Source organism: Planococcus sp. ISL-109, assembly GCF_018613655.1.
Classification (GTDB): Bacteria; Bacillota; Bacilli; order Bacillales_A; family Planococcaceae; genus Planococcus.
In genome coordinates, this window is record NZ_JAGGPW010000007.1 from 1 (window position 1) to 25,246 (window position 25,246).

A 25,246-nucleotide genomic window follows, 5' to 3' on the forward strand; every position below is an offset into this window, starting at 1 on the left:
TTTAACAATTATAATATTAGAAAGTAGATTAACCGGCAAGTAGGATAGATCAATTTTCACAAATTCGGTTTTTTAACTTTTATTATTAAATATAGATAATCCTCTAATACTGATAACTTTTGAAAATCATAAAAAGAAACCAAGCGATAATGATGAAGTTTTTTAACTTACATGCAAAATAGCGCTTGAATAAGGTGCAAAATATCACTTAAAGTGACACTTGCCGGCAAAGAGAACATCACCGGCTTTGACCCACACCCGACTGGCCGTGTCATGACGACAGAAATCGAGTTTGAATAATAGGATACTGCAAAATCAAAAAGATGGCTCCAATTCATTCCGAATTGTGAAGCCATCCTTTTTTGTGTATTAAAATTGGCTATCCTATCAAGAAAAAATAATTTTCAATTAATTCAGCCTACTACCTTGCATTAAACAATACTACATGATATATCATTCATTAATCACTACTGTTCATTAAATATTAGATAAGAAAGGAGGAATTCCCATTGAACATTCAATTCAAAAAAGGCGCGCTGAATTTATGCGTCCTTGTGCTGTTGGATAAACAGGACCACTACGGCTATGAGCTCGTGCAGAAAATCTCGAGCCGCATCGCGATCTCGGAAGGTGCTGTCTATCCCCTGCTCCGCCGGCTCACCAAGGAAGGCTATTTCACCACCTATTTACAGGAGTCGAGCGAAGGGCCACCGCGGAAATATTATTCACTCACCGAACTCGGCCGGACGTATCTGCAGGAACAACTCGAAGAATGGAAAAGCTTCACCGATGGGGTCAACCAACTAATAGAAGAGGGTGTGCAAAATGACTGAAAACCAATTTTTTCAAGAACTTGAAACTGCTTTGACACGCTTGCTACAAGAAGAACGCATCGATATTCTCCAAGACATTAAAGAGTATTTCGCGAACGGCCAGGCAGACGGCAAAACCGACAGCGAAATCGCAGCTGAACTCGGCGCCCCGGAAGAATATACACCGTTTTATCACAATTTTATATCTTTTGATAATAATTTGCTAAAAAATGAACACCTTGATTATTGGCTCACCACAAAGCCCAGTGAAACTTTATCCCTCCTTAACCGTACTCCTATGCAAGAGGTGATGAATCGTGAAAAACAAAAAAGCAATTTCTTTTTTGTTGGTGTTCGTTTTGGTGCTTTTGATTCCGACGCAGGCGTTTGCCGTCGATTTTGACATTACGGAAGTCCGGATTGATGCCCAGTTGAATGAAGACGGAACAGCCGATGTAACCGAACAGTTTACGTATCAATTCGACAGTGATTTTGAAGGCATCACGCGGAGCCTGATTCCAAAGGAAGGAACGTCAATCGAAGGGTTCGCGGCTGCTGAAAACGGCAATGCCCTGGAGGTCGAGATGGAAGACGGCCTGTATAAGATTTACCGTGCAGGCGAAGACGGTGAAACAGTCCAAGTCGAACTCACTTACCAAATTACGGGTGCTGTCGAAAAGTATGAAGACGGCGCCGAGTTCTACTGGCCGTTCTTCGACAGAAGCAACGAAAGTGAATATGGCGACATGACGATTTCTGTCATTCCCCCTGCCCCGGCAACTGAGACGGAAGCGCTCGGTTATGACGAAGCGTTCGACACATCAAGCATCGCAGAAGACGGGACAGCCATTTTTGCACTTGGCCATGTACCGGACGGTGAAAACGCGGATATCCGCGCGATTTTCGAACCCGAACTGTTTCCCGGCGTGACTGCTCAAGGCGGAAGCGTCCGCGATGAGTTGGCGGAAGATCGCGAGCGGCTGGAAAATGAAGCTGCGGCTTTTGCCGAAAGCCAACAAACCGCAAAAAGTATCGGAATTCCCGCCATCGCGATACTCGGTGCCATATTGTTAGCCATCGTTTTACTCAGCTGGATTCGGGCTTCTCGGCGCAAGCGGCAAATCAGAAGTCAACCATCCGAATTTTTCGTACCGAAAGAATCGATGAGCATTCCTGCTCTGCTGTATTTCACGAATTCTTCCACCTTGTCGCCGAACGCCATTTCAGCAGCCATCCTGGATCTGATGCGCAAAGGTAATATCCGGCAGCTGTCAGAAGACTGGTTCGAGCTGATCGAGAGAACGACCGATTACAAACATGAAGACGTGCTGATAGGACTGTTGTTCGACCGCATCGGCAACAGCCAGGAGTTTACGCTTGAACAAGTCGAGACCTATACGAAGAATGAGGACAATCACGAAACTTATAACGAGACAATAGCCAAGTGGAATACTGGCGTCGGCGCCGAAGTGAATGCCCAAAGTTTTTTTGAGAATCATACCGGATTGCGCTGGATAGCCGGCATTATGAGTGCCGCCTTCATGGGCCTCGCAATCTACATGGGCATTTACGAACTCTTTCCGTGGATGGCTGCGTCTATCATTTTGGCGATGCTTGCCTTCGGTTTTGCGCTCGGCTATGCTCCGATTACAAGGCGTGGCCACGAGCTGCGCCATGAGTGGCGGCAATTAAAAGCCGCGATGGAAGAATTGCCCGCTGAACAATGGGACCGCCTGACGACAGATGAAAAACAGCGCGCCTTTGCCTACCTCATCGGCAGCGACCAAAAAACCGCTGAACGGAGAGCTTCGGTGTTCACTGCCGCTGAATCGGAAACAGACGGCTCAAGTTTTGTCACCAACCCTGTATTCATGACAGCCGTATTCGTCACAGCCAGCACAACGACCAGTTCCAGTGCCTCAGCCAGCGCCGGCTCTGCCGGAACTGGTGGTGGAGTCGGCGGCGGTGGCGGCGGATCAGGCGCTTTTTGAATCGAACTATATAGCTGAAGCCCTAAGCGCGAGGGCAGTTCCACTAGCGCTCGTTATAGGATTGTCTTCTATAGCTGCTGCAATTGTATTCCGAAAACAATAAGCCCCCCTTGCATAAGCAAACTGAACCCCGAATGATGTCACTTTTTAAAGTGTCCATCGTTCGGGGTTCAGTTCAATAGTCATTAGTAGATGCCATATCATTTCTAAACATTTTTACGTTTTCGAATGGGACAGCTTCTGTGAAAGAATCATCTCTCCAAGATAGTTATCTGTATCGACCCACTTGACCTTTTCGGATATATTTTGCCAAAGTGCTTTTGCCTGCAGCTGAATTTTCACGCTTACAGCGCATAAGATTTTTATCTACACTATATTCAATACTAATTTCCCGCTAAAACTTCTTCCCAATTGATCGTGCCGTCTTTCACTTGGTCGCGGAGTTCTTTCGTCATCGAATCGGTTGGGCGTCCGCCGCCAACCCAATCGCCGTCATGCTTGTCGAATTCAGGACGGTCCTGTGAAAGGATGAATGCAGCCAAATCAGCAGCTTGTTGATCATCCAAAGATTTTTCATTTCCTTTTGGCATATTGTTTTGGATATAACCAGCCATGTTGGACATGCGGGCGAGGCCAGCCCCATCATTGAATGAACCGTCTCCCCAAACTGCAGGGCCTGTGTTAGAGCCTGTTCCAGATCCGTCTTGCGCGTGGCAAGCGATACAGCTTTGCTGGAACAGTTCTTCCCCGTTCGCGACATCAGGGATCGGAACGTCTTCCATAATATTCGTCTTGCGCCAAGGGAGCTCGGCGTTCACTGGAATGCCTTCCGAGATGTATTTCAAATACGCAACCATCGCATCCAGATCTTCATCATCCTCGGCGAAAGGTTCGCCATTCATGCTCCGCACCATGCAGCCATTGATTCTTTCTTCAATGGTTACAATTTTATCCGAGCGGCTAATGTATTCGGGATAAACGGCAGTCATGCCGACTAATGAAGACGAATCTTCTTCCAGCCCTGCTCCAGCATGGCAGCTAGTACAAGACAAGGCATTGACGGCAGCCTCGCCATCTTCTACTGAAGCCGCTTCAGAACGCAATACTTGAGAAGTATCGTCGACCAGTTCGTGGCCTCTGAGAATTGCTTCTTTTTCCGGACCATCCGGGATTTCTTCAATTGATGGCGGGTTGTACTCGATCCCGGCAACGGATTTCTCTTCTGTTTGTTGAGTCGGACCCGCTTGGGACTGCTGTTCCTTTTCCCTGGAAAGCTCACTGGATAAAACAGCAATAGCAACAATTGCTAAAATCAATAAAAATACGCTTGCATACAAAAATGCTTTTTTCATTTACACCCCTCCTAGTCATTATTATTATATTCTAAAAAATGTCATTAAAACTATAATGCCGATAATAAAATGCTTTGCGCATTTTCCCACATGAAAAGCCATCTGGAAATCATTTGATTTCCAGATGGCTTTTGGCAACTGACCTTAATCGCTATGCCCCATGCCTGTCATCTTCATGCCTTGCCCCTTTTTTTTGCAGCAAGGGCCAGTACGCATGCGGCCTCTTTTTTTGTGATCCCTACCGCTGGATTTATCTTGGCTTTTAGCCATTAAAAACGCAAGTCCAGTCATCATGAGCGGCATAAGGATAATGAGCTCAATCGGAACAATCGGCCGGTAAACCGTCTTCTCAGCTGTGACATCGTAAATGCCCACAGGTTTCACTTGGAAAGAGCCGCCCGCCCCTTCGCCGTGGCCTCCTTCAACTTCCTCGAAGCCGGAAGACTCGGGATCTTTGTCTTCATGTTCATAACCGCCGCCGGCCCCTGCGCCGACGCTGTATTTGACTTTAGCTACCGGAATAATGGTTCTGCCATGCATCTCGATCGGATCGCCATAGACGAGCGAAACATCGCGTACTGTTGAAAACTTTTCAAAAACCGGAAGCACTGGAGACGATTTGAACGGTGTTAAATCTTTTTCATCCATGTTCTTCACTCCTTTTAAATAGTTGTATTAATGGAAATGTACAGCTTATTTTGCGCCATGCCCAAAGCGGCCGAAGAGGCAAGCGGGAACATTCCTTCACCCGCCAAACTGGTAGTATTATAAATTCGCTTTATCCGGAGCTATCCCTCTATTTCATTTAAGACATTGTTGAATTTCGCCTTAAGAAAACCGGGTCCCTGTGCCAAACATAATTCTACTTATACAGCAAACATGTATACAAAATCAGCCACCTTCAATAAAATCAAGCGATTCCGAAGGTGCTACTGTATGTTTATCGAAAAAATCAAGTAGCCATAATTGAGCGGTACATAGGGATTGAATCGGGATAAATGGAAATTACGAATGCAGTTTCACAAGCAATTCATCATTTTCTGACCGAAGACCCCACTTTAATTTAGTGTAGGGAAATCCACAACTAAGCGGGGATGAATTATCGTGTATTATCGAAATCGTTTAGATTTTTTTTCGCAGGCGCACGCTATGACTTCATAGATGACGGGATACAGCGCTTATGAACTTTCGGACTTCCTGATCAATCCTCTCTATAAGCGAATCCTGTTCCTCAAAATTTGGTACGGATCTCAATGTGCATTCGATGATGGCATCTTGATTCGCATCATCATGAAACACAATGATGTCATCTGAAATGTTGCTGTTTATTAGAAATCCGTATTTCTTTGCTATATCCCTGTTCCGAGCGGAAAGCCAAACTTCAAAGGCTCCCTTTTCGTGCAAGTAAACAATGGCAATTTTTAGCCCCTTTTTTTAGCGGTTCTGTAGTTAATGAGAAATAAGTCATATCCATATAACCTTGATATATACTACCGATGTCGTTATGCGGGTATTTCCCAATAAAATCTGCTCTCAATTTGCCGATAAACTCCAATATGCCTTTGTACGCAGCCTGTATTTCTCCTTGTCGCAAATAGCCAGTGTAGTCATGTATTAGCTGATTCAAGGTTTTCATCACTTCTCACCCGGCCGCAATTCCTGTCGATTCAGCCACTCGCGGACCTTCTCCACATACGCTTCTGGTTCTTCTACCCCTGGCGTATGCGAACTGTTTTTAAACACATGGAATTCCGCATCTGCAACGAGACTCGCATAATACTCAGTCGCTTCCGGAGTGGCTTCGTCAAAGCGGCCGCATGCGAACAGGGCCGGAATGTCAATTTCTGACAAGCGTTCGGTAGCATCAAAATGCTTCAATGTGCCGGTGACGGTAAATTCGGAAGCTCCCCACATGAAATTATAGATTTGATGGTTCATCACTTTCATATCCTCTAACATGTCCTGCGGCCATGGATCTATGCGGCACATATGGCGTTTATAATAAGCCCGCATCGCTTGCCCATACTCCGCAGAATCCGTTGTTTGTTCCCGCTCACTCCGCTCAACAGTCTCCTGGAGCTCCTGGGGGAATTGTTTCAAGTAATTGCGTTGGTCCTGCTCCCATCTCTCGGCATCTAAAGCCGGCCCTAAGAAGATAACGCTGCGGACGCCGGCTGGCTTTTTGAACAAGTACGAAGCGGCCAGCATCGTGCCCCAGGAATGGCCGAGAATATGGACCTCTTCCAGTTTCAACGCCTTGATCACTTGCCCCAACTCTTCCACATAGCGCTCTACTGTCCACAGCTTTGTGTCCGTTGGCCGATCTGATTTGCCGCATCCGAGCTGGTCATAGTGGATCACCGGCCGTTCTACTCCCAATTGCCGGAGCGGATCGCTATCGCTGCTTTTCGACCCAGGCCCTCCGTGCAACACCAATAGCGGAATCCCGGGACCGTTGCCGCTGATCCTATACCAGACATTTCCACCTGTCACAGGGATAAATCCTTCCTTAACGTTTTCCATTCATTTGTACCTCCTTGTCGTGTTAGCTGTTCAAATACTAGTTTCCCTTCCAGACGAAAAAACCCTTTCTTGCATTTAAACGCGCACTCAGTTTCCGATCCGGAGGACATTGCCTTTGTTCTGCAACACAGCGAGAATGCTTAATGCCGCGAGCAGGCTCGTCTTCGGGTTACTTGGCATCGGGTTGTTCTCGATATGCAACTGCATCTTCCCGAAATCCCCTTGCGCTTCGATCGTATGGGTGTTCCGTTCAACAGCTGGGTCGACGATGACGCGCACTTTCGTTTTCTCCGCGCCGATACCGGCAATCGCAAGCACCAGTGCGACATTGACATTCTTCGGGAATTTTTCGACCGCATCAAACGCGGAGCCGTCGAACAACACCTGCTCTTCGTCCGATTCCATGCCGAGAGAGACGGGTGATTTCCTCGTCGTGATCTGTACGTGCGTTAATCCCCCAAGCGCTTTCGCCGATTGCAAGATGTCCAAACCGCCGATCGCACCGGATGGCAGGAAGACTTGCGTGCCATTCGTTTCCGCCAAAATTTTCAATTCACCAAGAAAACCAGCCTCTTTAAACACACCGATGCTGCTGACGATGAGGTCTTTCTTGTGCACGACCACGTCTTTCAAAAACAAACTAGCCGCTTCTACGGTAACTGCCTCCACGACAATATCAAGCGGCGTCTTCAAAAATTCCTGCAAATCCGTATAAAACTCAATATCAAACTGCTCTTTCAAGCGCTGGCCCACTTCCCGGTTGCGCCCGAAAACGGCTGTGACCCGCTCGTCGCACATGCGTTTAGCGTTCACCTGCTCCAACAAATACGACGCAATGTTGCCGGTTCCGATAATCCCGATGTTCATAATCGCTCTCCTCCGTTCCGCTGAATGATCCATACTTTTCTTTACCCTTAAATACAAAAATACCACCTTCGAAATCAGTTGATTTCATTGAAGGTGGCGTTTTCTGTATGCAATTGCTGGTTAGCCCGCTTTAACAGCCCGTAAAAGTCCGATTGGATCAACTAACAATCAGTGGGGATGAGGAAAATCCCACTGATTGAAGTTTCTCTTTATATTTTAAGACGCAGACCAAACATCCTTCGCAAAGCGGCCGGATTGCTCAAGCTCCTGTAGCCATGCGACTGCCTCCTGATGGCTTACTTCGTGAAGGTCTTGATAACAATGGATCAATGTCCCCTCCACTTCTGGAGCCATCTTGCTGCCGTCTCCACAAATATACAGATGCCCTCCCTGATCCAACAGCGAAAGAATCGCTTGGGCATTGTTCTTCATTAAATGCTGGACATACACCTTTTTATCGTGCTGTCTCGAAAAAGCGCTGTAAAGTTCAATCAGCCCGAGTTGTTCCGCTTGTTTCAGCTCTTTTTCGTACAAAAAGTCCTGTTTGGGGTGACGACATCCGAAGTACAGATGGGCTGTCCCCAATGTATTTCCTTCCGCCTGCAGAACACGGCGTGCTTGGATAAAGCCGCGGAAAGGCGCAATCCCTGTTCCTGGCCCTACAAAAACCACTGGGGTTTCAGGGTTTTCAGGCAGCTGAAAAGCCGTTTGCGGTGTCCGGATAAAGCACGCGATTTTGTCCCCCAGCGCACGTGTTGACAGGTAATTGGAAGCGACTCCTGCATACTCGCCTTTGCCGCTCCAGGCTGCGCCCTGCACTACACTGACTGTGATGCTTGCCTGTTCTTTCGACACACGCGGCGAACTGGAGATGGAATAGTAACGGGCTTTTAAAGCCGGTAGCAATGAAATAAAGCGCTCGAATTCCATCTCACAGGAAGGATAGTGTGCCAGCAGTTCAAGCATTGTCTGGCGTTTACCTAAAACTTCCCGTTTATAAGCTTCATCTTCTACGAGTTTTTCCAATTCCATTTTATGCGGCGGGCAAGGGTTGCTGGTGGCGAGCTCACGAATTTGAGCGCGAGTCGCGGGCTCCTGCAGTTCCACATAGCTCGCCAACAATTGCGCGAGCTGAACAGGCTGGTTGGTCGGCAGGTGGTTCGCTCTTCCTGTACCCTCGCCAAGAATCACGTACTCTTCACCTTTCATATCAAATCGATTGAGCGCTCTGTTCACCAGTGCCGGAGAATTTTCAGGCAATACCCCAAGATGGTCTCCTTCCTGGAAGCTAACATCTGAAGGCAGCTGGACTTCAATATGACGGGTGCTGCGTTCATCAGTCCTCAACAGCTCACTGTTATCAGCCACAATTGCTGTAAAAGCATCGTACGTGCGGGCAACCGGCGCATAGCTGATGCCGCTGACGAATTCCATCGACACTTGGCTGGTCGAATGATCGCCTTTCTCGAAATCAAGGTCAAAATGATCCGCTAAAGTCGGCCATAACCGCTCCTGCCACTTTTCGAGGTCTCCATCAAAATCTTCACTTGCATCTCCTTCACCGCGCGCAAGGAGTCTTGAGGCTCCACTAGCTGCCAGCTGTTCGTCCAGTATGCTCGGGACGCGTTGATAGGTGGTTGCCCAATTATGGTCCCCACAGCCAAAGACAGCATATGTGACGCCATTGAGATCGGCTTCATCAGCAGATATCACCCAGTCCATAAAGCGGGTCGCATTATCCGGCGGATTTCCATTATACGACGCAGAGACAATCAGGACAGCCCCTTCTGCCGGCAGATCCCCCGCATAGTCATCCAATGGAGCGGCCATCGCTTCAAATCCTTGATGGCGTGCAGTTTCCGCAAGCTCACGGGCTACTCCTTCGGCCGTTCCGAGATTGGATCCGTACATCACAAGCAGCGGTGTGCCATGTGATTTGATTGCATGTTTCGGCTTGGATTCTACCAGCGTTTCTGCTGTTTCTTCAGCAGGAGGAGTTTGAAACACCTGGACATTTCTTCTGGATTTAACTTTCATTTTTAATCCGTCAGGCTTGAACGTCAAGGTTTCTTTTACATCGAGTTGATAATCGGCATGGTCCACCAGCTCGAAATGCTGCAATATCATACCGAGGACAAGTACCGCTTCATGAAGCGCAAACTGCTGCCCGATGCATGCCCGCTGCCCATTTCCGAAAGGTTTATACGCATGATGCGGAATCTTCGAGATGTCTTCAAACCGCTCCGGTCTGAATGCTTCCGCATCTTCTCCCCAGACAGATTGATCACGGTGCAGTTCCGGGATCAGCAAGGTCAACGCCTCTCCTTTCCCCACTTTATACTGCCCGTCAAGTGTTGTGTCTTCTTTCGCATAAACGGAAAATGCCGGTGCAGTCGGCCACAGACGCAAGGCTTCATTCAGGATCATCCGCACATACTTCAACTGTTTGACTTGTTTAAACGAAGGCGTCTCGTCGCCGAGCACTTCATCTACTTCCTGATACGCTTTTTGCAGCTTGTCAGGATGCTTCAGCAAGTAATGAATTGCAAAAGAAAGAAGGCCGCTTGTCGTTTCGTGCCCGGCAATCAGGAAGGTGATGATTTGGAACCGGATGTTCTCATCGTCCAGAGATTCGCCTGTTTCCGGATCTTTTCCTTTCAGCATATGGGACAGCAAATCGTCTTCTCCCTGGTCTCCCGCTTGCTTGCGTTCTTCAATCAATTGATCGACAAGGTTGAACATGTAATCAATGTCCTCTTTGAATTGTTGCTTGGAGCGGACCATCAGTTTGTCCTGGATTCCGAGCCGCTGCATTTGGCTCATCGATTCATCCAACGCCCTCACCATTTTTTCGATGAATGGATGGGAATCTTCGCGGTAAAAGCTGTTGAAACGGTAGTCGAACCCACACAGCCCGATCGTATCCAGCGTCAGGCGCGTCATATCATCCGGCACATGAACTTCTTCGTTCGGATTGAGCCGTGCCCATTTGTGAATCAGCTGCGAGGCAAGGTCAATCATTTTTTCATGGTAGCCCTTCATCGCCTGCTGGCTGAAACTCGGCAGCAATATATTATGAGCTTTCTTCCAGTTCGGTTCTTCTGTTCCGCTTGTGAACAAGCCGTCGCCGCCGAATGCGCGCACCTTCTGAAGAGCAGGCCCTACTTTTTTATCAAAGCGCGTCTCATCACAAATTTCGGCAGCTAAGCTGGCACTCGAAACAAATGTGCTGACACGTCCCGGAAAATGGAATTGATAGATCGGCCCTTGTTCTCTGGCATGCTTCATGAACGATTGCACAGGCTTTTCTTTATCAATCAGCGGTAAATTGCCGAGTGGTCCATACGATTTCGGTTGCGGAAGATTTTTCATTTCAATCATTACTAAGCACCTCTTTTATAAGTTTAAAAAAACGGAATGAATATTCATTCCTTAAAACATGAAAAAAAACTGAGCCTCATCATTGATGATGACGCACAGCATCCCAACAGCTTTCTTCTACTCCTGCCAATAATTCCTCAGAGGCCTCAATCTCACCTGCTCGGATCAGCTGATAAAGCTGAAGAAAACCGCCGAAGATAATGGCAATGAGCGCCTTAGAAGGAAGTTCTCTAATGTGCTTTTTCTTTTTTCCTGCGTCAAAGAAATTCTGCAGAATCATCAGCAAATGGCTAAATTGTTCCCGGCTCTCTGCATCAAGAAAATAAGCAGAAGTATGTGTCTTGATAAAATATAAGGCATGATCATGTTCATTCGTAAAACGGACCATTCCCTGGAATAAATGATGAAATTGCTCACGAATGCCGGATTCCTTAGGATAGTCTTTCTCCAGTGCCTCTCTGAACAATGTCACGTAATGCTGGAACAATGTATTAACGAGAACCTCTTTATTTTCAAAATAACGATAAATCGTACCTGCCCCCACTTTGGCGTCTGTGGCGATCATCGGAATCGTCGTGGCATCATATCCACGCTCTGCAAATAAAGTCAGCGCACTATGGATAATAGCATCACGTTTACTAGTAGATGTCGGCATCTGGGATAATTCCTCCTTATATTACGGAATGAACATTCATTCCTTAGCATCTTAACTTATTTTTCCTCAAGACGCAATCATTCTCACAACTCAGGGGTGCGGATGGATTTCTTGAACCGGTAGCTTTGTCATCGTGCACCTTTTCGAGGAAGTTTATCACGCGCAGCAGAGCTGATTAAACTTTTCAAGAGAAGAAAAACTTTCAAATCTGGCGTATTACAAAAGGTTCCGGTAATTAAACCGAAACCTTTTTTTCGTGCTATTATGCCGAATTACATCTTACTCCCCGGCAAAACCGCTCGGGAAGAAACAAGCCCCTGCTCCAACAGCTCCTGCACCGTAAAACGGCACCGTATCAAAATAGCGGATCCCCTCACTCCATGCAGACTGGAACGTCGCCATCGCTTCTTCTTCCGGAACGTCTCTGAACATATTGCCAAGCGGCGCTGTCCCCAGGCCGAGTTTATGTTTTATCGCGAACTCATTTTTCATCATTTGACACCTCTTCTAGAAAGTCGATTTGGTAAAAAACGTATACCAGTCTCTACTCGCTATGTGCTTAGATAAACGATGCGAGCCGGACTGGACGACCCCAGGTTACACTGAAAAAAATTTCAGACTACTCTTTCCAAAACCACTGCCCTATACTATTATATATAAGCCAATCATGCAGGAGGTCGAGCCGTATGAATGATCCAAAAGACGTCTTAGATCCAGGCCCTTTCTTTCATGGAACGAAAGCAAAGTTACACATTGGAGACCATTTGCAAGCACAAAATCCGTCCAACTTCCAGAACAAACAATCCAATTATATTTATTTCACTGCATCACTCGACGCTGCCAAATGGGGCGCGGAACTCGCCGTCTCCAATTCACCAGAACGGATTTACATCGTCGAACCCATCGGTGAATTCGAAAACGACCCGAACTTGACCGACAAACGATTTCCCGGAAACCCGACACGCTCGTACCGGTCCAAATCGCCATTGAAAATCATCGCGGAATTAGGTTCTTGGGAACGGCATTCCGAGGAGCAAATCAATCATATGCATGATTCGATCAAAAAATTGCGTGAACAGGGCAAGGCGGTCATCATCGATTGATTTTCGGGGGACTGGCTATATCCCCAAAATTGTACATGCTGATACAGTAAGCCAATTCTTCCGCCAAACTTGCCCATACGAAAACAACCACTTAGTTGAGTGCCAAAACCTATAGCATATGAAGAATAATCCGATAGAGTGCGATTTATCTTACCCCTTTAAAACAAGGGATTTTATGCCATTTGAAAAAGCCACCCGAAAGTCGGATGGCTTTTTCTTGCATTTCGTTCACTTATTTCGTTCCAGGATTGATCGCTGGTTTGACTCGCGATGCCAATTCACTATCTGTCGAATCGGCCGGTACAGCTTCTTTTTTCGACCAGATTGTAGCCAAGATTGGCCCTGAAATATTGTGCCAAATCGCAGCCCAAACGCTTGGGAGTGCGGCAAGTGGGCTGAAATGGGCTGTCGCCAGTGCGACCCCCAAACCGGAATTCTGCATGCCGACTTCGAGCGAGATGGCACGGCGATCCGTTTCGTTGAGGCCCATCGCCATCGCCGTCAAATAGCCGAGCACCAAGCCGAAGCTATTGTGCAAAAAGACTGCCAGGAACACGATAAACCCGGAACTGATAACGTTTTGAGCATTGGCCGCTGTCACCGCTGACACGATGATTAAAATAGCACCAACAGAAATGAGCGGCACGACGGAGATGCTTCTCGCGACCACTTTCGGAAAAATCCGCTGAACCAAAATGCCGAGTACAATCGGGATGATGATCACTTGGATGATCGACAGGAACATCGACACCGGATTGACCGGCAGCCATTGCCCAGCTAACAGCAACAACAAGAGCGGCGTCATGATCGGCGCCATCAAAGTGGATAAAGAAGTCATCGCGACAGACAGCGCGAGGTTTCCTTTTGCCAAATAAACCATGACGTTCGACGCCGTACCACCAGGCACACAACCGAGCAGCACGAGCCCTGCGGCCAGTTCAGGCGGCAGCTTCAGCAAATAAGCGATGGCGAATGCCGCGAACGGCATGACCAGAAACTGCGCGGCCACCCCGATGACGACTGGCAGCGGACTTTTGGCGATGATTTTAAAATCGACGGGCTTGAGCGTCAATCCCATTCCGAACATGACGACACCGAGAAGGATTGTGATATAGCCGCCGAACCCGAGAAATACTGCCGGGAAGAAAAACGCGAGCAGCGCAATCAGGATGACCCAGACGGCAAAGTATTTTCCAGCGATGGCACTTAATGATTGCAGCATCTTCATTGGTCCGGCTCCTTCATTTCCACTTTGATGTTTTTGCCGGGATTGAGTAAATTATCAGGGTCCAGCGCACGTTTGATTTTTTCCATAACGTCCAGTGCGGCGCCATGTTCTTGCTGTTGGTATTTTCGCTTGCCGATGCCAACGCCATGTTCACCGGTGCACGTACCGCCGCGTTCGAGTGCGTATACGACAATGCGTTCATTGAATTCCTGGGCTCTCGCCACTTCTTCCGGATTAGCCATATCCATCATGATGAGCGCATGGAAGTTGCCGTCTCCGACATGTCCGACGATGCCGCCCGGTAAATCGAGCGCCATCAGGTTTTCCCGTGCATGCCCAACAGCTCCTGCCAGTTCAGAAATGGGCAGGCAAACATCCGTCACCATCATTTTTTTGCCGGGATAGCCGTGGATATAAGCATATGCCAACGTATGGCGTGCTTCCCACAGCTGATTGCGCGCTGCGGTGTCTGTTTCGAATGCCACTTCTTCGCACGCATGGCCGGTGACGATTTCCTGCATGAATTCCACGTCTTGCTGGAGTCCTGCTTCATTGCCGTGAAACTCCAAAAACAGCGTCGGCATTTCTTTATAATTGGTATCGTTGTATTCATTCACTTGCCTCATCGATTGCTCATCCACTAGTTCCACGCGGGCGATCGGGATGCCGGCCTGCAAGATCGAGACGACCGCTTCCACAGCGTCTTTTACTGTTGGAAACGAAGCGCGCGCTGCGGTGATGAATTCCGGAATGCCGTAGACGCGCAGCGTCATTTCAGTAAAGCAGCCGAGCGTCCCTTCCGACCCGACAAACAAACCATTCAAATGAAGTCCGGATGAGGATTTGGCTGCCTTGTTCCCGGTATGGATGATGGTTCCGTCAGCCATAACAACTTCCAAGTCACGCACTTGGTCGCGCATGACGCCGTATTTCACAGAAGTGGTGCCACTGGCATTGGTAGCAACCATTCCGCCAAGCGTCGCATCCGCTCCAGGGTCTACCGTGAAAAACAAGCCGTGCTTTTTCAATTCCTTATTGAGCTGCGTCCGCGTCACACCTGGCTGCACAGTCACTAGAAAATCTTCTTCAAAAACGGCCAACACTTTATTCATCAATGAAAAATCGATGGTCATTCCACCATTTTGCGGGATGACGTGGCCCTCTAAACTGGTCCCAAGGCCGAATGGTACGACCGGTACCTGGTATTGCTGTGACAGCTTCATGATTGCTGAAACCTGATCCGTCGTTTCAGGAAACACCACAATATCGGGCAACTCCATTTTATGGTAGGATTCATCTTTGCCGTGCAATTCCTTGATCGTTTCATTGACGCTAATCTGTTCTGCTTTCAAATGTTCCTTTAAGCTTTCAAGGATCGTTTCTAGACGTTCGATTGCCATGCTCATTCGCTCCTCTGCTGATGTTCATTATAAAAACGGAAAAACATTCACCTTCCCTGTGAATTGGTCCAACCAATTACCCCAATTATACATAATAATCTGAAAAGTACAATGCGTATTTTCACACACAAATTCACTGGTCCTGTATGATAAAGAGAAACTTCAATTAGATGGGGGTTCCGTCCCCCATCTAATTGTTAGTTGATCCAATCGGACTTTTACGGACTGTGACTTCTACTTGGAAAAGTGGAAGTCTATGGACCGTTAAAGCGGGGTAAAGAGAAACGTAAAAAACAAGCGTGCAGGGAGAGAGTGTAATGCTGAATCCAAAGAAAAGAACGTATGAATTTATAGTGGAACAGATTAACGTTCTCTGCCTGGAAAAGAACTTGAGACCTGGCGACCGCCTCCCTTCTGAACGTGATCTCGCTACTCTATTCGGGGTCAGCCGGAATTCCATCAGAGAAGCATTGAAAGGCTTGGAAAGTAGAGGCGTCATCGAAATCCGCCAAGGCGGCGGAAGCTTTCTCGCTGCGTCCAAACGGGATATGCTCGGCAATGAGCTCGGCACCCACATCGACGAAACGAAAGCCCTTCTGATCGACGAAATGCTCGAACTGCGCAGGGCATTTGAAGTTGAAGCCGCATCCCTCGCCGCACAGCGGGCCACTGCTGAAAACCTGGAAGCGATCAGGCAAGTGCTAGCCCAAATGGCCGGCGCTGCAAATGATCCCGAACTCGGTGTTCAGGCCGACTTGGACTTTCACCTGCAAGTCGCGAACGCCACGAAAAACCAATTATTGATCGATTTGATGGAGACGCTCTCCATCAGGATGGAAGAAAATATCCGCGCCACCCGCAGGCACCGCTTTACCGATGCCAGCCGACATCAGGATACACTGAAAGAACACGAAGAGATTTACCTCGCAATCGCCGACGGCAATAGTGAACTCGCAAAGCAGCTGATGAACCGGCATATTTCCCGCATCCGTTTGGAACTACATAGATCGACTTAACAGGCGGAGTATGAAATGAAGAACGCCCGTCTTACCCTTAAATACGAAAACGCTAGCTCTGAAATCAATTGATCTCAGAGCTGGCGTTTTTCTTTCGGATAACTAACCGGCAAAACAGAAAAAGGCCGTTTCCTGATTTACGAGGAAGCGGCTTTTTGTTTACTTGTTGACTTCATCAATCCCGGAATTTCCGGCTATTTCAATACCAGTCTCTTCTTTTACAACAAAGAATGATTTAAACACAAGAGCCGCAAGTGCTGCGCCGACAAGAGGAGCTGCAATGAAAATCCATACTTGGGCAAGTGCGTCGCCACCGGCAAAAAAGGCAGGTGCCAGGCTTCTCGCTGGGTTGACGGACGTGCCGGTCAAAGGAATTCCGATCAGGTGGACGAGTGTCAGCGTCAACCCGATCACGATTCCGCCCATATGAGAAGTCGCCTTGCTCGAAGTGACACCGAGAATGGCCAATACAAAGATGAAGGTCAAAACCACTTCGACGGCAAGCGCGCCTGTCAGATTCAGGCCGACCGCACTCAACTCCCCGTAGCCGTTAGCTCCGAACCCTTCCAGGCTGGTCGAACTCGCGACGATAAAAGCAAGGAACGCACTGCCTGCAAATGCCCCGACGATTTGCGCGATGACATAGCCGCCCACTTCCTTAGTGCTTATGTTGCCGGACATCCAAACGGCCAGCGAAACAGCAGGATTCACATGGCAACCTGAAATATGGCCGATGGCGTATGCGGCGGCCACAATCGACAGCCCGAACGCCAGAGCGATGGCAAGAACCCCGAGGTATCCGGTGTCCGTCCCTCCTGTATAACCACCCAAGACAACCGCTGTACCCGTACCCAGGAATACTAAAATAAAAGTCCCGATAAACTCCGCCAAATACTTTTTCACTTTGATCCCCTCTTTCCATAATGGATTTTCAATTGAAAATTGGAGAAATCGCTCCATTTGCTATTGATTAATTGCACCTATTTGGTGATATATCTAGTCGGATGTTGGCAAAAAGAGGATAGTCCCCCCTTATCCATCAACGGTTTTTTTGGTTAACTGATAGGGTGGCTCATCTCCAGGATAAAGAATTGTGGTTACTGCATTGCTGTGGGTAAACATTGTTTTTCGTTTGAAGATCACTATTGCCAACGCAACTATACTAAACAGGACTGTATCCCAGGGTTGAGCATCCGGCCATATGGGGTTATTTAACTGGAAGTGAAACAGTGCAGCGGTAAGAATGCTGCCCTTTGATGCGTTAAAAATTGCAGTCATGATAATTGAGAGCGCGATGGCCGCGATGAAAAAAGGAAGAAAAACCCATTCAGATTGTGGCGTTCCGCCAATCAGGAAAGCCGGCAGATGCCATATGCCCCAGATTATACCGATGATCACACTGGCCCAAAACGGGGTAAATCTGCGCTGTAGCAGAGGGAGAGCCAAGCCGCGCCAGCCGAACTCTTCTACAGGGCCCAGGACTAGCATAAACAGCAATGCCGGTATAACGGCATGCCATGGACTAAATGGGAAAGGATCCGCGATTGTGCCGGTTATTGCTGAGGCCAGGTAAAAGAGAACAGGGATTCCAAATAACAGAAACAGCCACCAGCCAAGCGACATCCTCCACAACGTCAGACGGCGGAGATAACTGCCAATGCCGCGCAACCCATAATAGCGAAAGACGAGTATAAAAGCAGCAAATGCCGGGGCGTAGACAGCCAGAATATACATGGGGTTCGAAGGACTTACCTCACCAAATATGGCAACAAACTGTTCATTAAAAAAAATCATCCACGAGGCAATGCCCCATGTCAATCCAAAGCTTATCAAAAAAAATGGGTAAACAGCCTTTATCTTCATAAGAGTTCGAGGCTTATCATTTTTTTTAATCATTTTATAATTCCCCTCTCTCTGGAAGTTTATAATAAATCCTTGTAATTTAAAGACATTAGTTAAGCCACTGCCTGACTGGTGACTTTTCACCATATCCTCGTCCAAAAAAGTCGCTGTCCCCTGTTTATATAACCGCCGGAGCATATCTCATAGCTTAGATTTGATGATTTTCAAAATAGCTTTTAATGCAGCAGAATGTCCTGCACCGTTTATCTGATTTGTAGTACCGGTAAAGTATAAATCCGTATCAGGGTTATACCATGCGAAGGAGCCCGTTTGTCCCCAAAACCCTAAAATCTCTGTTATCGGTTTGAAGGGAGAGACGATTCTTGGAATAAAAAGTTTTTCCAATCCTATTCCAAAGAAAAATAGACTAGGCGGCGGCAATATTAAATTCCACTTTTTCAAGTCTTCTATATTCTCCTTCGGGAAAAAGTGGCCCCTAAAAAATCCTTTTAAGAAAATCATTGCTTCCTCAGCTGTAGTAACAATGCCACCCTCTGGCGTGACTGATACGAGGTAATTGGGAAGCCATAGTTTGTTAGATTTATAATAGAACGGCACTGGCTTAGTGTCAGTGCTGTCTTTATATGCATAAGTATGTTTCAAATCAAGCTCGTCAAAAATATACTTTTGAAACACTTCACCAATTTCTTTTCCCGTAATGGTTTCAATAATTCTCCCGAGCAGCTGATAGTTGGTATCGGAATATTTTGCTTTCCCCTTTTTTCCCGGCACAAAATTGGGGCTAAGCTCTTTTACCAGCTTTATTGTTTTCTCCAAATGCCATGAGCCATCTTTCCCGTTCAGAAGTTCGGAGGCAGAGGTTTTTCCATCGGGTTGTTTATGAAAAAAGTAATCCGGTATTCCTGAGGTATTGGATATAAGGTGCTTTACAGTGATGTCATTGGAATAGTCGACTCCTTTTAAAACATGGAGCCCTTCCATGAGTTCCTCAGGTAAATATTTTGATATTTTATCATCCAGCTCTATTCTTCCTTCTTCTATAAGACACATAACAACTGTCGTTACATATAGTTTCGTAACACTAGCAATAAAGTATTGGCTATCCTGTTGCATATCGCCAGCAGCTCCTGTCCAAGAAACCCTGTTATCCCCGCTTTCAACACAAAGTACTGCACTAAAAACACCTTTTTTGTCACCAATTTTTTCAATAGCATTATTAAGTAATTCTTCATTTATTTTGGTCCCCATTGTTACTCCCCCTATTCAAACCTAGAGTTTTAGAGTAGTTGTAACCGTCAATTGGAATTGGCTCTCACCTATTTCCGAAAAAAGTATTTCCCTTCTTCAATCGGTCGGTCTTCCTCTTGTATGAATAAAGCCAGAATAGCCGTTTCGTAAACACTTTCGTTGAACAATCTGGGTTGTCGCAAAACCATTTGTGAAACAAGACTTAAAAATCGAAGTGACGGTCTTAAGCTGGCAAATCGTCTACATGCCGACTATAATTACTGCGCGCGGCAGGACATCTGATGATAACTTCATCTTGTTCATCGACCTTTCAGTTTTTTGTATCCTTATACCAAAAAACAATAACTAAATTCATTCCAACTTCACCATTGAACTATATTGTTTCGTCAAAAAAATTCAGGTCTCCTAAATGGTGTTGTAAAAGCCAGCGCCTGTTGCTCTTTATACATAAAGAGCAACATCAGTCAGTGGTGGTTTTCTTCATCCCCACTGACTGTTAGTTGATCCAAATCGGACTTTTACGGTCAGTAAGACTTCTACAAATAGGAGTCTTACTGACCGTAAAAGCGGGATAAAGACTATTTCCGTTTCTTCATGCCATCAATCGCTGCACCTACGACCAGTCCAACTCCGGTCCCTACCCCAGCCCAAATAACATTTCCAGTAATTATAAGACTTAGGGCTGCCGCAATTGCAGTGCCAAATATTAACCCCAAACCGGCAAATGATATTTTTGAGTAGTCGTAATTGATTTTTTTATCCATCCAATAAACCTCCTTTTAAAAATGAAAGTATACTAGGTAATATCCAGCAAATTAACGAACTGACAATACACACTACAACGAAAAAAGGCAGACCCAAAAGTCATTTGCATGATTTTCGGGTCTGCCTTTTTTGCGTCAATCGCTTTCACTGATATCTTTCAAGTTCTGCAATGTCTGCTCCACTGAATTGTACATTAGCTTTTTGATATAAAGCGTGTTGGCCACTTTTCCAAGGATGCTGCCTGGCAGTTCATAATCCATTTCAAAATAAATGTCGGTACCGCCGTTTGTCGGCACGTAAGTCCATGTTTGGGTCGCATCAAAAGCGCCAGTAATCAGGCATCGCCAGACATAGCGATCTTCCATCGGTGCATTTTCCACCACCAGTACGTGCAATGCCAGATCTCTTCCGAAAAAGAAATACTTCAAATCCATGCTCGTGCCTTTGCCGCCATTTCCAAGTAGATTTTCAGCTTCAGATAAACCGGCGTACCATTGGTACCAAAGCGTAGGATTCGTTGCGAATTGATGGACTTCCACCACCCTGCGGTCGATGAAAACAGTCTTCTTCAAATTCCACATCACGGTATCCCCCCTTGCCTAAAAATCCCTGCATCATTTCGAACGGTTGCGAAAAACGAAAAAGACAATTAGTCCAATGATTAGAACGGCCGCCCCCATGATATCAGGTGATAAAGCGAAAGCACCTTCCACGAAATCACTTTCTTCAATAATATAACATGTATTTTTCTCAATAAACTGACTTTTCTGATATTTATGAAAACTTATGGTAAAATTAGCAGCATAGAAAGGATGATCGATAACGCGCATCCCCTTCTACTCCTCTTCATCTGTTTCTTCACTCTTGTCTTTGCCCCGCAATTTCAAGATGGCAAAGGCGGTGATCACGCCGCCGATAGACCCCATGATCATGTCGATCATCGTATCATCCGGATCGCGGCCCTGTGCGGTGAAACTGAATAATTTATCGCCCGCAAACTCCAGCAATTCCCATACCGCCCCAGCCGCTAAGGAAAAAGAGATAATATAAAGGGCGATAAAAGAGTTCGGAAGATTGGCAGCTCCCCCGTTATGAAGCACTCGCCGTAAGATGACCCAGCTGGCGTAGCCGATCCAGATGCCTGAAAACACGTGGAGGAAATCATCGAAATGCTTGATTTTGTAGCCTCCGCCGAATGTACCGATAACTACTGAGAAAAAGATGAAGAGATAGACGATGCTCGCGAGAGTGGACGGCAGCGGATAATTGAAACGCCTTTGTACGAGTGCGATAGCCAACATGACCGCAATCGTCAGAAAGCCCATAAATACTTTCGTCCCATTGTCTTGGGTATACATATAATAGATACCCGCCAACAAAGAGATCTGCACGGACCACCAGACAATCCGCTCTACCCCAATCGTCCGCCTGTTCTGCATGGATTCCATGATTATCCTTCCTTCCCCTGCGACCTGACTTGTTTTCTCTTGCTCTTTGTTGTATGTATTCAACAAATTTTGGAAATACCCTGTCGCCATGTTTAATGCTGCGAATGTTTTATTCAAGAAAGGAGAATCTCACTATGAAAACATTGGTGAATATTTTGATCATCGTAGCCTCTCTATTCCTAATCGGTGTCATTGTTTTCTTGTATGTCAGCTACACTTCGGACCCAGAGCAACAGGAAGTGTTGGAGGAGCAAACTTTCGATGAGGAAATCGAAGACATGGAAATAACGGTGAAAAATTCCCGCGTGGATGTTCTGCCAAGCAATGACGGCACTTTCCGCATCGTGCTTTTAGGCAATAACGATGATTTCACGTTGAACACAGATCTTTCAGGCACCCGCTTGATTATTGAAGTGGAGGAACGGTCCCGATTTTCCCTGTTCGGCTTCAACCACTCCTCCACGCTGCAAGTCTATGTTCCGGCAAACGGTCTTGACTCTCTCTCTGTAGACAGCACAAACGGTGCCATCAAGGCGACAGACATCCAAGCCGCTGAACTATCGCTTGAAGCGAATAATGGCCGCATCGATTTGAAAGCGGTCGAAAGCGAAAGGGTCAATGCCGAAACAGCTAATGGCCGCATTGAGCTGACAAGCATCGAAGCCGACATGACAGTCCGCGCTTCGAACGGCCGCATCATTCTTACGGATGTGTCGGGTGAAATAGAGGCGAGGGCGAACAATGGCCGCATCGATTTGACTGTCGACACGCTCGATTTCCCTGTCGACTTGCAAACGAATAACGGACATATTGAAATCCACACCGAAAACGAGCCAGCCAACGCCCGCATTCAGGCGCGCGTCGATAACGGAAGCATTAATGTGTATGGCCTCGAGAACGAACAGTCCACTTTCGGCGACGGCGACGTGCTGATCCAGCTCGTTTCGAATAACGGCCGCATTATTGTCGAGTGAGGGGAGCGGAATTCGTTGGTATTGAAACTTCAAAAAATGCTGTTGCCGAATAACAGGGAGTTTCCTTATATAGAAACCGGTGATCCGCTCGGCATCCCGCTCATTTTTCTGCATGGCCTCGGCGATTCCTGCCGGACATTCGAGCTGCTGTTCCAGCATTTCCCCAATCGAATCCGTGCCATCGCTTTTACCCAGCGCGGACACGACGGTATCGATCCTCCTGAAGCGTCATACAGGACCCAAGATTTCGAAGCGGACTTGTTACTGTTCATGAATGCCGAAGCCATTCCGAAAGCCTTCATCATCGGGGCATCCAGCGGCGGTTTTGCCGCGAGGAAGTTTGCGGCAACACAGGCGGAACGGACTCTTGGGCTCATCCTTGTCGGTGCCCCTTCCGCGCTCGGCGACAAACCGGAAATCGTTGAAATGCACGAATCCACTTTGTCCCGCTTAACAGATCCCGTCAGTCTGGCGTTTATCAAAAGTTTCACCGAAGGCCTTTTCACCAAGCCCGTGCCCCCAGATTTTCTGGAGATGATGTTCAGCGAATCGCAAAAAGTGCCGGCACGTGTCTGGAAAGAGGCCAGCGAAGCCTTGCTGAAGGAGAAATTTCCAGGACAGCTCCACCAAGTGAAAGTCCCTGCGCTCATTGTCTGCGGCCGCCAAGATACCATTGCATCAAGCAAGGACCAGGAAAAGCTGGCCAGCGCCATCACGGATGCCCGCCTCACCACTTTCCCGCAGCTCGGCCATATGCTGTACTGGGAAGACCCAAAAAATGTTGCACAAGAAATCACCTTTTTTGTCGATGACGTCTGGACCGGGCAGGAGTCAAGCGCGCGTCGATAAAGAGAAACTTCAACCAATGGGGGGGTCGTCATCTCCCGCTGATTGTTAGTTGGTCCAATCGGACTTTAACGGAAGCATTAATGAAAAACCCCGCCATTCCTTTTTTCGGAATGGCGGGGTTTTTGTGTTTGCTTGTTACATATTTGTATTCAGTTTTCTCCGCTACTTCCAGTCAGTTTCAACAATTGTTTCTATACACTGACGATATGTGCGCCTTCCTTCAATTTGTACGGCCCTTTTTCTTGAAGGAACGATTGAATGACATCGACAGCGTGAACGTGTTGATAGTTTTTCTTGTCCTCGTGCTTTTTGAAAGGCTGACTTCCACCGCTGACAATTCGATACGTTTTTTCCGGTTGAAAACCTTCACCCGCGATTTGAAGGCTTTGGATGCGGTGCCCTTTTGGATTATACGGCTTGAACGTCATTTTCAATCCGCTGGAACGGAGAACATAGCCGCCTTTTTGTTCGAATGGATCCGAAGAATAGACTTGCTCCAAATTATGCTCCAAGGCATTCCACAATTCTTCCCCCGTCAGTTCCAATGTAAACATTTCGGGATTGGTCGGAATGATCGTATGCAAATCGTAAAGCGTAAGCGGCCCTGCAGCAATGGGATGGCCATATCGCCAACCATGGGAAAAAGCAGCATCGCTTTCGAAAGCGGCCAAGTAGGCATCTGTTATCAGTTTATCCATCGGCGCTTCTTCCAAGGTCATGCGGTGAAGTGGCGTTATGGTTTCTCCGATTACAGCGGTTCTTTCCTTTTCATAAACGGATAACAGTCTGTCGACCAGCCCTTTGATTTCTTCGTCTTCTTCTAACTGTTCATCCATCTCGATCAGTTCATATTGGACATCTCTTATTTCACCGCTTTCAAATTCCACATCAAGGCGCCCTAAAAACGAGCTGCTCGAACCCGCCTGCACAATATAAGTGCCGTTTTGAATGATGGGTTTTTTGATGCGGTCATGGCTATGGCCAGAAAGCACAATGTCTATGCCATCCACCAAGGAAACCAGTTTGACATCCAGTGGAAGGCCCATATGGCTTAAAAGCACGATGACATCGGCCTGTCCTTTAAGCGCTTCAACAGACTCCCTCACTTCTTCAACCCCTTTTGTAAAACTCAATCCTTTTGAAAAATCAGGAGGCATCGTGATGTCGACATACGGATAAGTCAATCCGATAACGCCAATGTTGATTCCATTCAATTCTTTGATTACATAGGGCTTTAAAAACCCTTCTTGCGTATCCTCATCGATTACATTGCAGGCAAGGGCCGGAAAAGGCAGGCTCTCTGTCAACTGCCGAAGCTGTTTTTTCCCGTAGGCATAATCCCAGTTTCCTGGCACGAAACCATCGAGATTCATCTTCTCAAGGATGGGCAGGATCGCTTCTCCTTTACTGGCCACAAGCGGCAATGTTCCGTGGAATAGATCCCCACCGTCAAAAAACAGTACATTGTCCTTTTCGTTTTTGAGATTTTTGACATACCGGCTGATTCTCGAAAATCCGCCGGTCTTTTTCAATAGCGGCCCATCCGTGCTCCAAAAAAGTTCGTTATGCAACTCAAGGCATCCGTGGGTATCATTTTGCTGAATCAAAGTAAACTGCATGTTTTCTCCTCTTTCCCCAAATATTTAGAAACTTCTTTTACTGTAAAGGAAAAGGAGAGTTCCCACGAATGTTTTAGCTTATGTCAAAAACAATAGAGATATTCATGAAATCTTCATATTCCACAAGTAGAGTTGATGTGGAATGACACAGA

The 25,246-nt window shown here is 47.0% G+C and carries 23 protein-coding genes and 2 pseudogenes; 7 read left to right on the forward strand and 18 right to left on the reverse strand.

Annotated elements, in window-relative coordinates:
* The first annotated feature begins 509 nt into the window (after positions 1 to 509).
* From J7E21_RS08635 to J7E21_RS08645, 3 genes are read left to right on the forward strand one after another with little or no spacing between them, the layout of a single operon-like run.
* A complete protein-coding gene (locus J7E21_RS08635; RefSeq protein WP_215106677.1) occupies positions 510 to 833 on the forward strand; it encodes a PadR family transcriptional regulator in 324 nt (107 codons plus the stop codon).
* Positions 826 to 1,215 (forward strand): DUF1700 domain-containing protein, encoded by a 390-nt coding sequence (locus J7E21_RS08640; RefSeq protein WP_215106679.1) that lies wholly within the window; start codon positions 826 to 828, stop codon positions 1,213 to 1,215. The genes J7E21_RS08635 and J7E21_RS08640 overlap by 8 nt, the downstream gene beginning before the upstream one ends.
* Complete coding sequence (locus J7E21_RS08645) at positions 1,130 to 2,803, forward strand: DUF2207 domain-containing protein (RefSeq protein WP_215106681.1); 1,674 nt, start codon at positions 1,130 to 1,132, stop codon at positions 2,801 to 2,803. Before J7E21_RS08640 ends, J7E21_RS08645 begins: the two co-directional genes overlap by 86 nt.
* A gap of 383 nt (positions 2,804 to 3,186) precedes the next feature.
* Here the strand turns inward: J7E21_RS08645 and J7E21_RS08650 are convergent, their stop codons facing one another.
* The 8 genes and pseudogenes from J7E21_RS08650 to J7E21_RS08685 all read right to left on the reverse strand — a co-directional run.
* Complete coding sequence (locus J7E21_RS08650; RefSeq protein WP_215106683.1) at positions 3,187 to 4,155, reverse strand: c-type cytochrome; 969 nt, start codon at positions 4,153 to 4,155, stop codon at positions 3,187 to 3,189.
* 144 nt (positions 4,156 to 4,299) lie between these two features.
* Positions 4,300 to 4,803: a GerW family sporulation protein gene (locus tag J7E21_RS08655; protein WP_215106685.1), complete on the reverse strand. Its 504-nt coding sequence runs from the start codon at positions 4,801 to 4,803 to the stop codon at positions 4,300 to 4,302.
* Between the two features lie 507 nt (positions 4,804 to 5,310).
* Positions 5,311 to 5,791: pseudogene (locus tag J7E21_RS16665) on the reverse strand (DUF7000 family protein).
* Complete coding sequence (locus J7E21_RS08665; protein ID WP_215106689.1) at positions 5,791 to 6,678, reverse strand: proline iminopeptidase-family hydrolase; 888 nt, start codon at positions 6,676 to 6,678, stop codon at positions 5,791 to 5,793. Before J7E21_RS08665 ends, J7E21_RS16665 begins: the two are co-directional and overlap by 1 nt.
* A gap of 87 nt (positions 6,679 to 6,765) precedes the next feature.
* Complete coding sequence (nadX, locus tag J7E21_RS08670; RefSeq protein WP_215106691.1) at positions 6,766 to 7,545, reverse strand: aspartate dehydrogenase; 780 nt, start codon at positions 7,543 to 7,545, stop codon at positions 6,766 to 6,768.
* Positions 7,546 to 7,761: 216 nt separating this feature from the next.
* A complete protein-coding gene (locus tag J7E21_RS08675) occupies positions 7,762 to 10,926 on the reverse strand; it encodes a bifunctional cytochrome P450/NADPH--P450 reductase (protein ID WP_215106692.1) in 3,165 nt (1,054 codons plus the stop codon).
* A 79-nt stretch (positions 10,927 to 11,005) separates the two neighbouring features.
* Entirely contained in the window at positions 11,006 to 11,581 is a 576-nt protein-coding gene (locus J7E21_RS08680) for a TetR/AcrR family transcriptional regulator (RefSeq protein ID WP_215106694.1), read from the reverse strand.
* Between the two features lie 330 nt (positions 11,582 to 11,911).
* Positions 11,912 to 12,076 (reverse strand): annotated as a pseudogene (locus tag J7E21_RS08685) (aldo/keto reductase); the annotation flags it as partial.
* Between the two features lie 191 nt (positions 12,077 to 12,267).
* Between J7E21_RS08685 and arr the strand changes: the two are divergent.
* Positions 12,268 to 12,684, forward strand: a complete 417-nt coding sequence (gene arr / locus J7E21_RS08690) for an NAD(+)--rifampin ADP-ribosyltransferase (protein WP_215106696.1) — start codon at positions 12,268 to 12,270, stop codon at positions 12,682 to 12,684.
* Between the two features lie 232 nt (positions 12,685 to 12,916).
* Here the strand turns inward: arr and J7E21_RS08695 are convergent, their stop codons facing one another.
* Positions 12,917 to 13,912 carry a bile acid:sodium symporter family protein gene (locus tag J7E21_RS08695; RefSeq protein WP_215106698.1) on the reverse strand — a complete coding sequence of 332 codons (996 nt, stop codon included), beginning with the start codon at positions 13,910 to 13,912 and terminating at the stop codon, positions 12,917 to 12,919.
* The gene (locus tag J7E21_RS08700; protein WP_215106700.1) at positions 13,909 to 15,318 is read right to left on the reverse strand and encodes an FAD-binding oxidoreductase; all 1,410 of its coding nucleotides are present in this window, start codon (positions 15,316 to 15,318) and stop codon (positions 13,909 to 13,911) included. The genes J7E21_RS08695 and J7E21_RS08700 overlap by 4 nt, the downstream gene beginning before the upstream one ends.
* 311 nt (positions 15,319 to 15,629) lie before the next feature.
* Between J7E21_RS08700 and J7E21_RS08705 the strand changes: the two genes are divergently transcribed.
* Positions 15,630 to 16,328 (forward strand): FadR/GntR family transcriptional regulator, encoded by a 699-nt coding sequence (locus J7E21_RS08705; protein WP_251047920.1) that lies wholly within the window; start codon positions 15,630 to 15,632, stop codon positions 16,326 to 16,328.
* A 159-nt stretch (positions 16,329 to 16,487) separates the two neighbouring features.
* Here the strand turns inward: J7E21_RS08705 and J7E21_RS08710 are convergent, their stop codons facing one another.
* From J7E21_RS08710 to J7E21_RS08740, 7 genes are all read right to left on the reverse strand, one after another.
* Positions 16,488 to 17,231 (reverse strand): aquaporin, encoded by a 744-nt coding sequence (locus J7E21_RS08710; protein WP_353047759.1) that lies wholly within the window; start codon positions 17,229 to 17,231, stop codon positions 16,488 to 16,490.
* Positions 17,232 to 17,360: 129 nt separating this feature from the next.
* The gene (locus tag J7E21_RS08715; RefSeq protein WP_215106704.1) at positions 17,361 to 18,224 is read right to left on the reverse strand and encodes a CPBP family intramembrane glutamic endopeptidase; all 864 of its coding nucleotides are present in this window, start codon (positions 18,222 to 18,224) and stop codon (positions 17,361 to 17,363) included.
* 147 nt (positions 18,225 to 18,371) lie between these two features.
* Positions 18,372 to 19,439, reverse strand: a complete 1,068-nt coding sequence (locus J7E21_RS08720; protein ID WP_215106706.1) for a serine hydrolase domain-containing protein — start codon at positions 19,437 to 19,439, stop codon at positions 18,372 to 18,374.
* Between the two features lie 578 nt (positions 19,440 to 20,017).
* Positions 20,018 to 20,203 carry a hypothetical protein gene (locus tag J7E21_RS08725; RefSeq protein WP_215106708.1) on the reverse strand — a complete coding sequence of 62 codons (186 nt, stop codon included), beginning with the start codon at positions 20,201 to 20,203 and terminating at the stop codon, positions 20,018 to 20,020.
* Positions 20,204 to 20,338: 135 nt separating this feature from the next.
* Entirely contained in the window at positions 20,339 to 20,785 is a 447-nt protein-coding gene (locus J7E21_RS08730; protein ID WP_215106710.1) for an SRPBCC family protein, read from the reverse strand.
* A gap of 33 nt (positions 20,786 to 20,818) precedes the next feature.
* The gene (locus J7E21_RS08735) at positions 20,819 to 21,034 is read right to left on the reverse strand and encodes a hypothetical protein (RefSeq protein ID WP_215106712.1); all 216 of its coding nucleotides are present in this window, start codon (positions 21,032 to 21,034) and stop codon (positions 20,819 to 20,821) included.
* Positions 21,035 to 21,040: 6 nt separating this feature from the next.
* Entirely contained in the window at positions 21,041 to 21,652 is a 612-nt protein-coding gene (locus J7E21_RS08740; RefSeq protein ID WP_215106714.1) for a DUF2238 domain-containing protein, read from the reverse strand.
* Between the two features lie 134 nt (positions 21,653 to 21,786).
* Between J7E21_RS08740 and J7E21_RS08745 the strand changes: the two genes are divergently transcribed.
* Positions 21,787 to 22,626 carry a DUF4097 family beta strand repeat-containing protein gene (locus J7E21_RS08745; RefSeq protein WP_215106717.1) on the forward strand — a complete coding sequence of 280 codons (840 nt, stop codon included), beginning with the start codon at positions 21,787 to 21,789 and terminating at the stop codon, positions 22,624 to 22,626.
* A 15-nt stretch (positions 22,627 to 22,641) separates the two neighbouring features.
* Positions 22,642 to 23,475, forward strand: coding sequence for an alpha/beta fold hydrolase (locus J7E21_RS08750; protein WP_215106719.1), 834 nt, complete (start codon positions 22,642 to 22,644; stop codon positions 23,473 to 23,475).
* Between the two features lie 191 nt (positions 23,476 to 23,666).
* Here the strand turns inward: J7E21_RS08750 and J7E21_RS08755 are convergent, their stop codons facing one another.
* Positions 23,667 to 25,094, reverse strand: a complete 1,428-nt coding sequence (locus tag J7E21_RS08755; RefSeq protein ID WP_215106721.1) for a bifunctional metallophosphatase/5'-nucleotidase — start codon at positions 25,092 to 25,094, stop codon at positions 23,667 to 23,669.
* Positions 25,095 to 25,246 lie beyond the last annotated feature (152 nt).

Excerpts from the sequence above, each read along its gene's own strand:
- J7E21_RS08695 (WP_215106698.1), bottom strand. The coding sequence starts at position 13,912 with ATGAAGATGCTGCAATCATTAAGTGCCATCGCTGGAAAATACTTTGCC.
- J7E21_RS08740 (WP_215106714.1), bottom strand. The coding sequence starts at position 21,652 with ATGGAATCCATGCAGAACAGGCGGACGATTGGGGTAGAGCGGATTGTC.
- J7E21_RS08640 (WP_215106679.1), top strand. The coding sequence starts at position 826 with ATGACTGAAAACCAATTTTTTCAAGAACTTGAAACTGCTTTGACACGC.
- nadX (WP_215106691.1), bottom strand. The coding sequence starts at position 7,545 with ATGAACATCGGGATTATCGGAACCGGCAACATTGCGTCGTATTTGTTG.
- J7E21_RS08735 (WP_215106712.1), bottom strand. The coding sequence starts at position 21,034 with ATGCGCGTTATCGATCATCCTTTCTATGCTGCTAATTTTACCATAAGT.
- J7E21_RS08705 (WP_251047920.1), top strand. The coding sequence starts at position 15,630 with ATGCTGAATCCAAAGAAAAGAACGTATGAATTTATAGTGGAACAGATT.
- J7E21_RS08650 (WP_215106683.1), bottom strand. The coding sequence starts at position 4,155 with ATGAAAAAAGCATTTTTGTATGCAAGCGTATTTTTATTGATTTTAGCA.
- J7E21_RS08680 (WP_215106694.1), bottom strand. The coding sequence starts at position 11,581 with ATGCCGACATCTACTAGTAAACGTGATGCTATTATCCATAGTGCGCTG.
- J7E21_RS08725 (WP_215106708.1), bottom strand. The coding sequence starts at position 20,203 with ATGGATAAAAAAATCAATTACGACTACTCAAAAATATCATTTGCCGGT.
- J7E21_RS08745 (WP_215106717.1), top strand. The coding sequence starts at position 21,787 with ATGAAAACATTGGTGAATATTTTGATCATCGTAGCCTCTCTATTCCTA.
- J7E21_RS08730 (WP_215106710.1), bottom strand. The coding sequence starts at position 20,785 with ATGTGGAATTTGAAGAAGACTGTTTTCATCGACCGCAGGGTGGTGGAA.
- J7E21_RS08720 (WP_215106706.1), bottom strand. The coding sequence starts at position 19,439 with ATGGGGACCAAAATAAATGAAGAATTACTTAATAATGCTATTGAAAAA.
- J7E21_RS08715 (WP_215106704.1), bottom strand. The coding sequence starts at position 18,224 with ATGATTAAAAAAAATGATAAGCCTCGAACTCTTATGAAGATAAAGGCT.
- arr (WP_215106696.1), top strand. The coding sequence starts at position 12,268 with ATGAATGATCCAAAAGACGTCTTAGATCCAGGCCCTTTCTTTCATGGA.
- J7E21_RS08675 (WP_215106692.1), bottom strand. The coding sequence starts at position 10,926 with ATGATTGAAATGAAAAATCTTCCGCAACCGAAATCGTATGGACCACTC.
- J7E21_RS08665 (WP_215106689.1), bottom strand. The coding sequence starts at position 6,678 with ATGGAAAACGTTAAGGAAGGATTTATCCCTGTGACAGGTGGAAATGTC.
- J7E21_RS08655 (WP_215106685.1), bottom strand. The coding sequence starts at position 4,803 with ATGGATGAAAAAGATTTAACACCGTTCAAATCGTCTCCAGTGCTTCCG.
- J7E21_RS08755 (WP_215106721.1), bottom strand. The coding sequence starts at position 25,094 with ATGCAGTTTACTTTGATTCAGCAAAATGATACCCACGGATGCCTTGAG.
- J7E21_RS08700 (WP_215106700.1), bottom strand. The coding sequence starts at position 15,318 with ATGAGCATGGCAATCGAACGTCTAGAAACGATCCTTGAAAGCTTAAAG.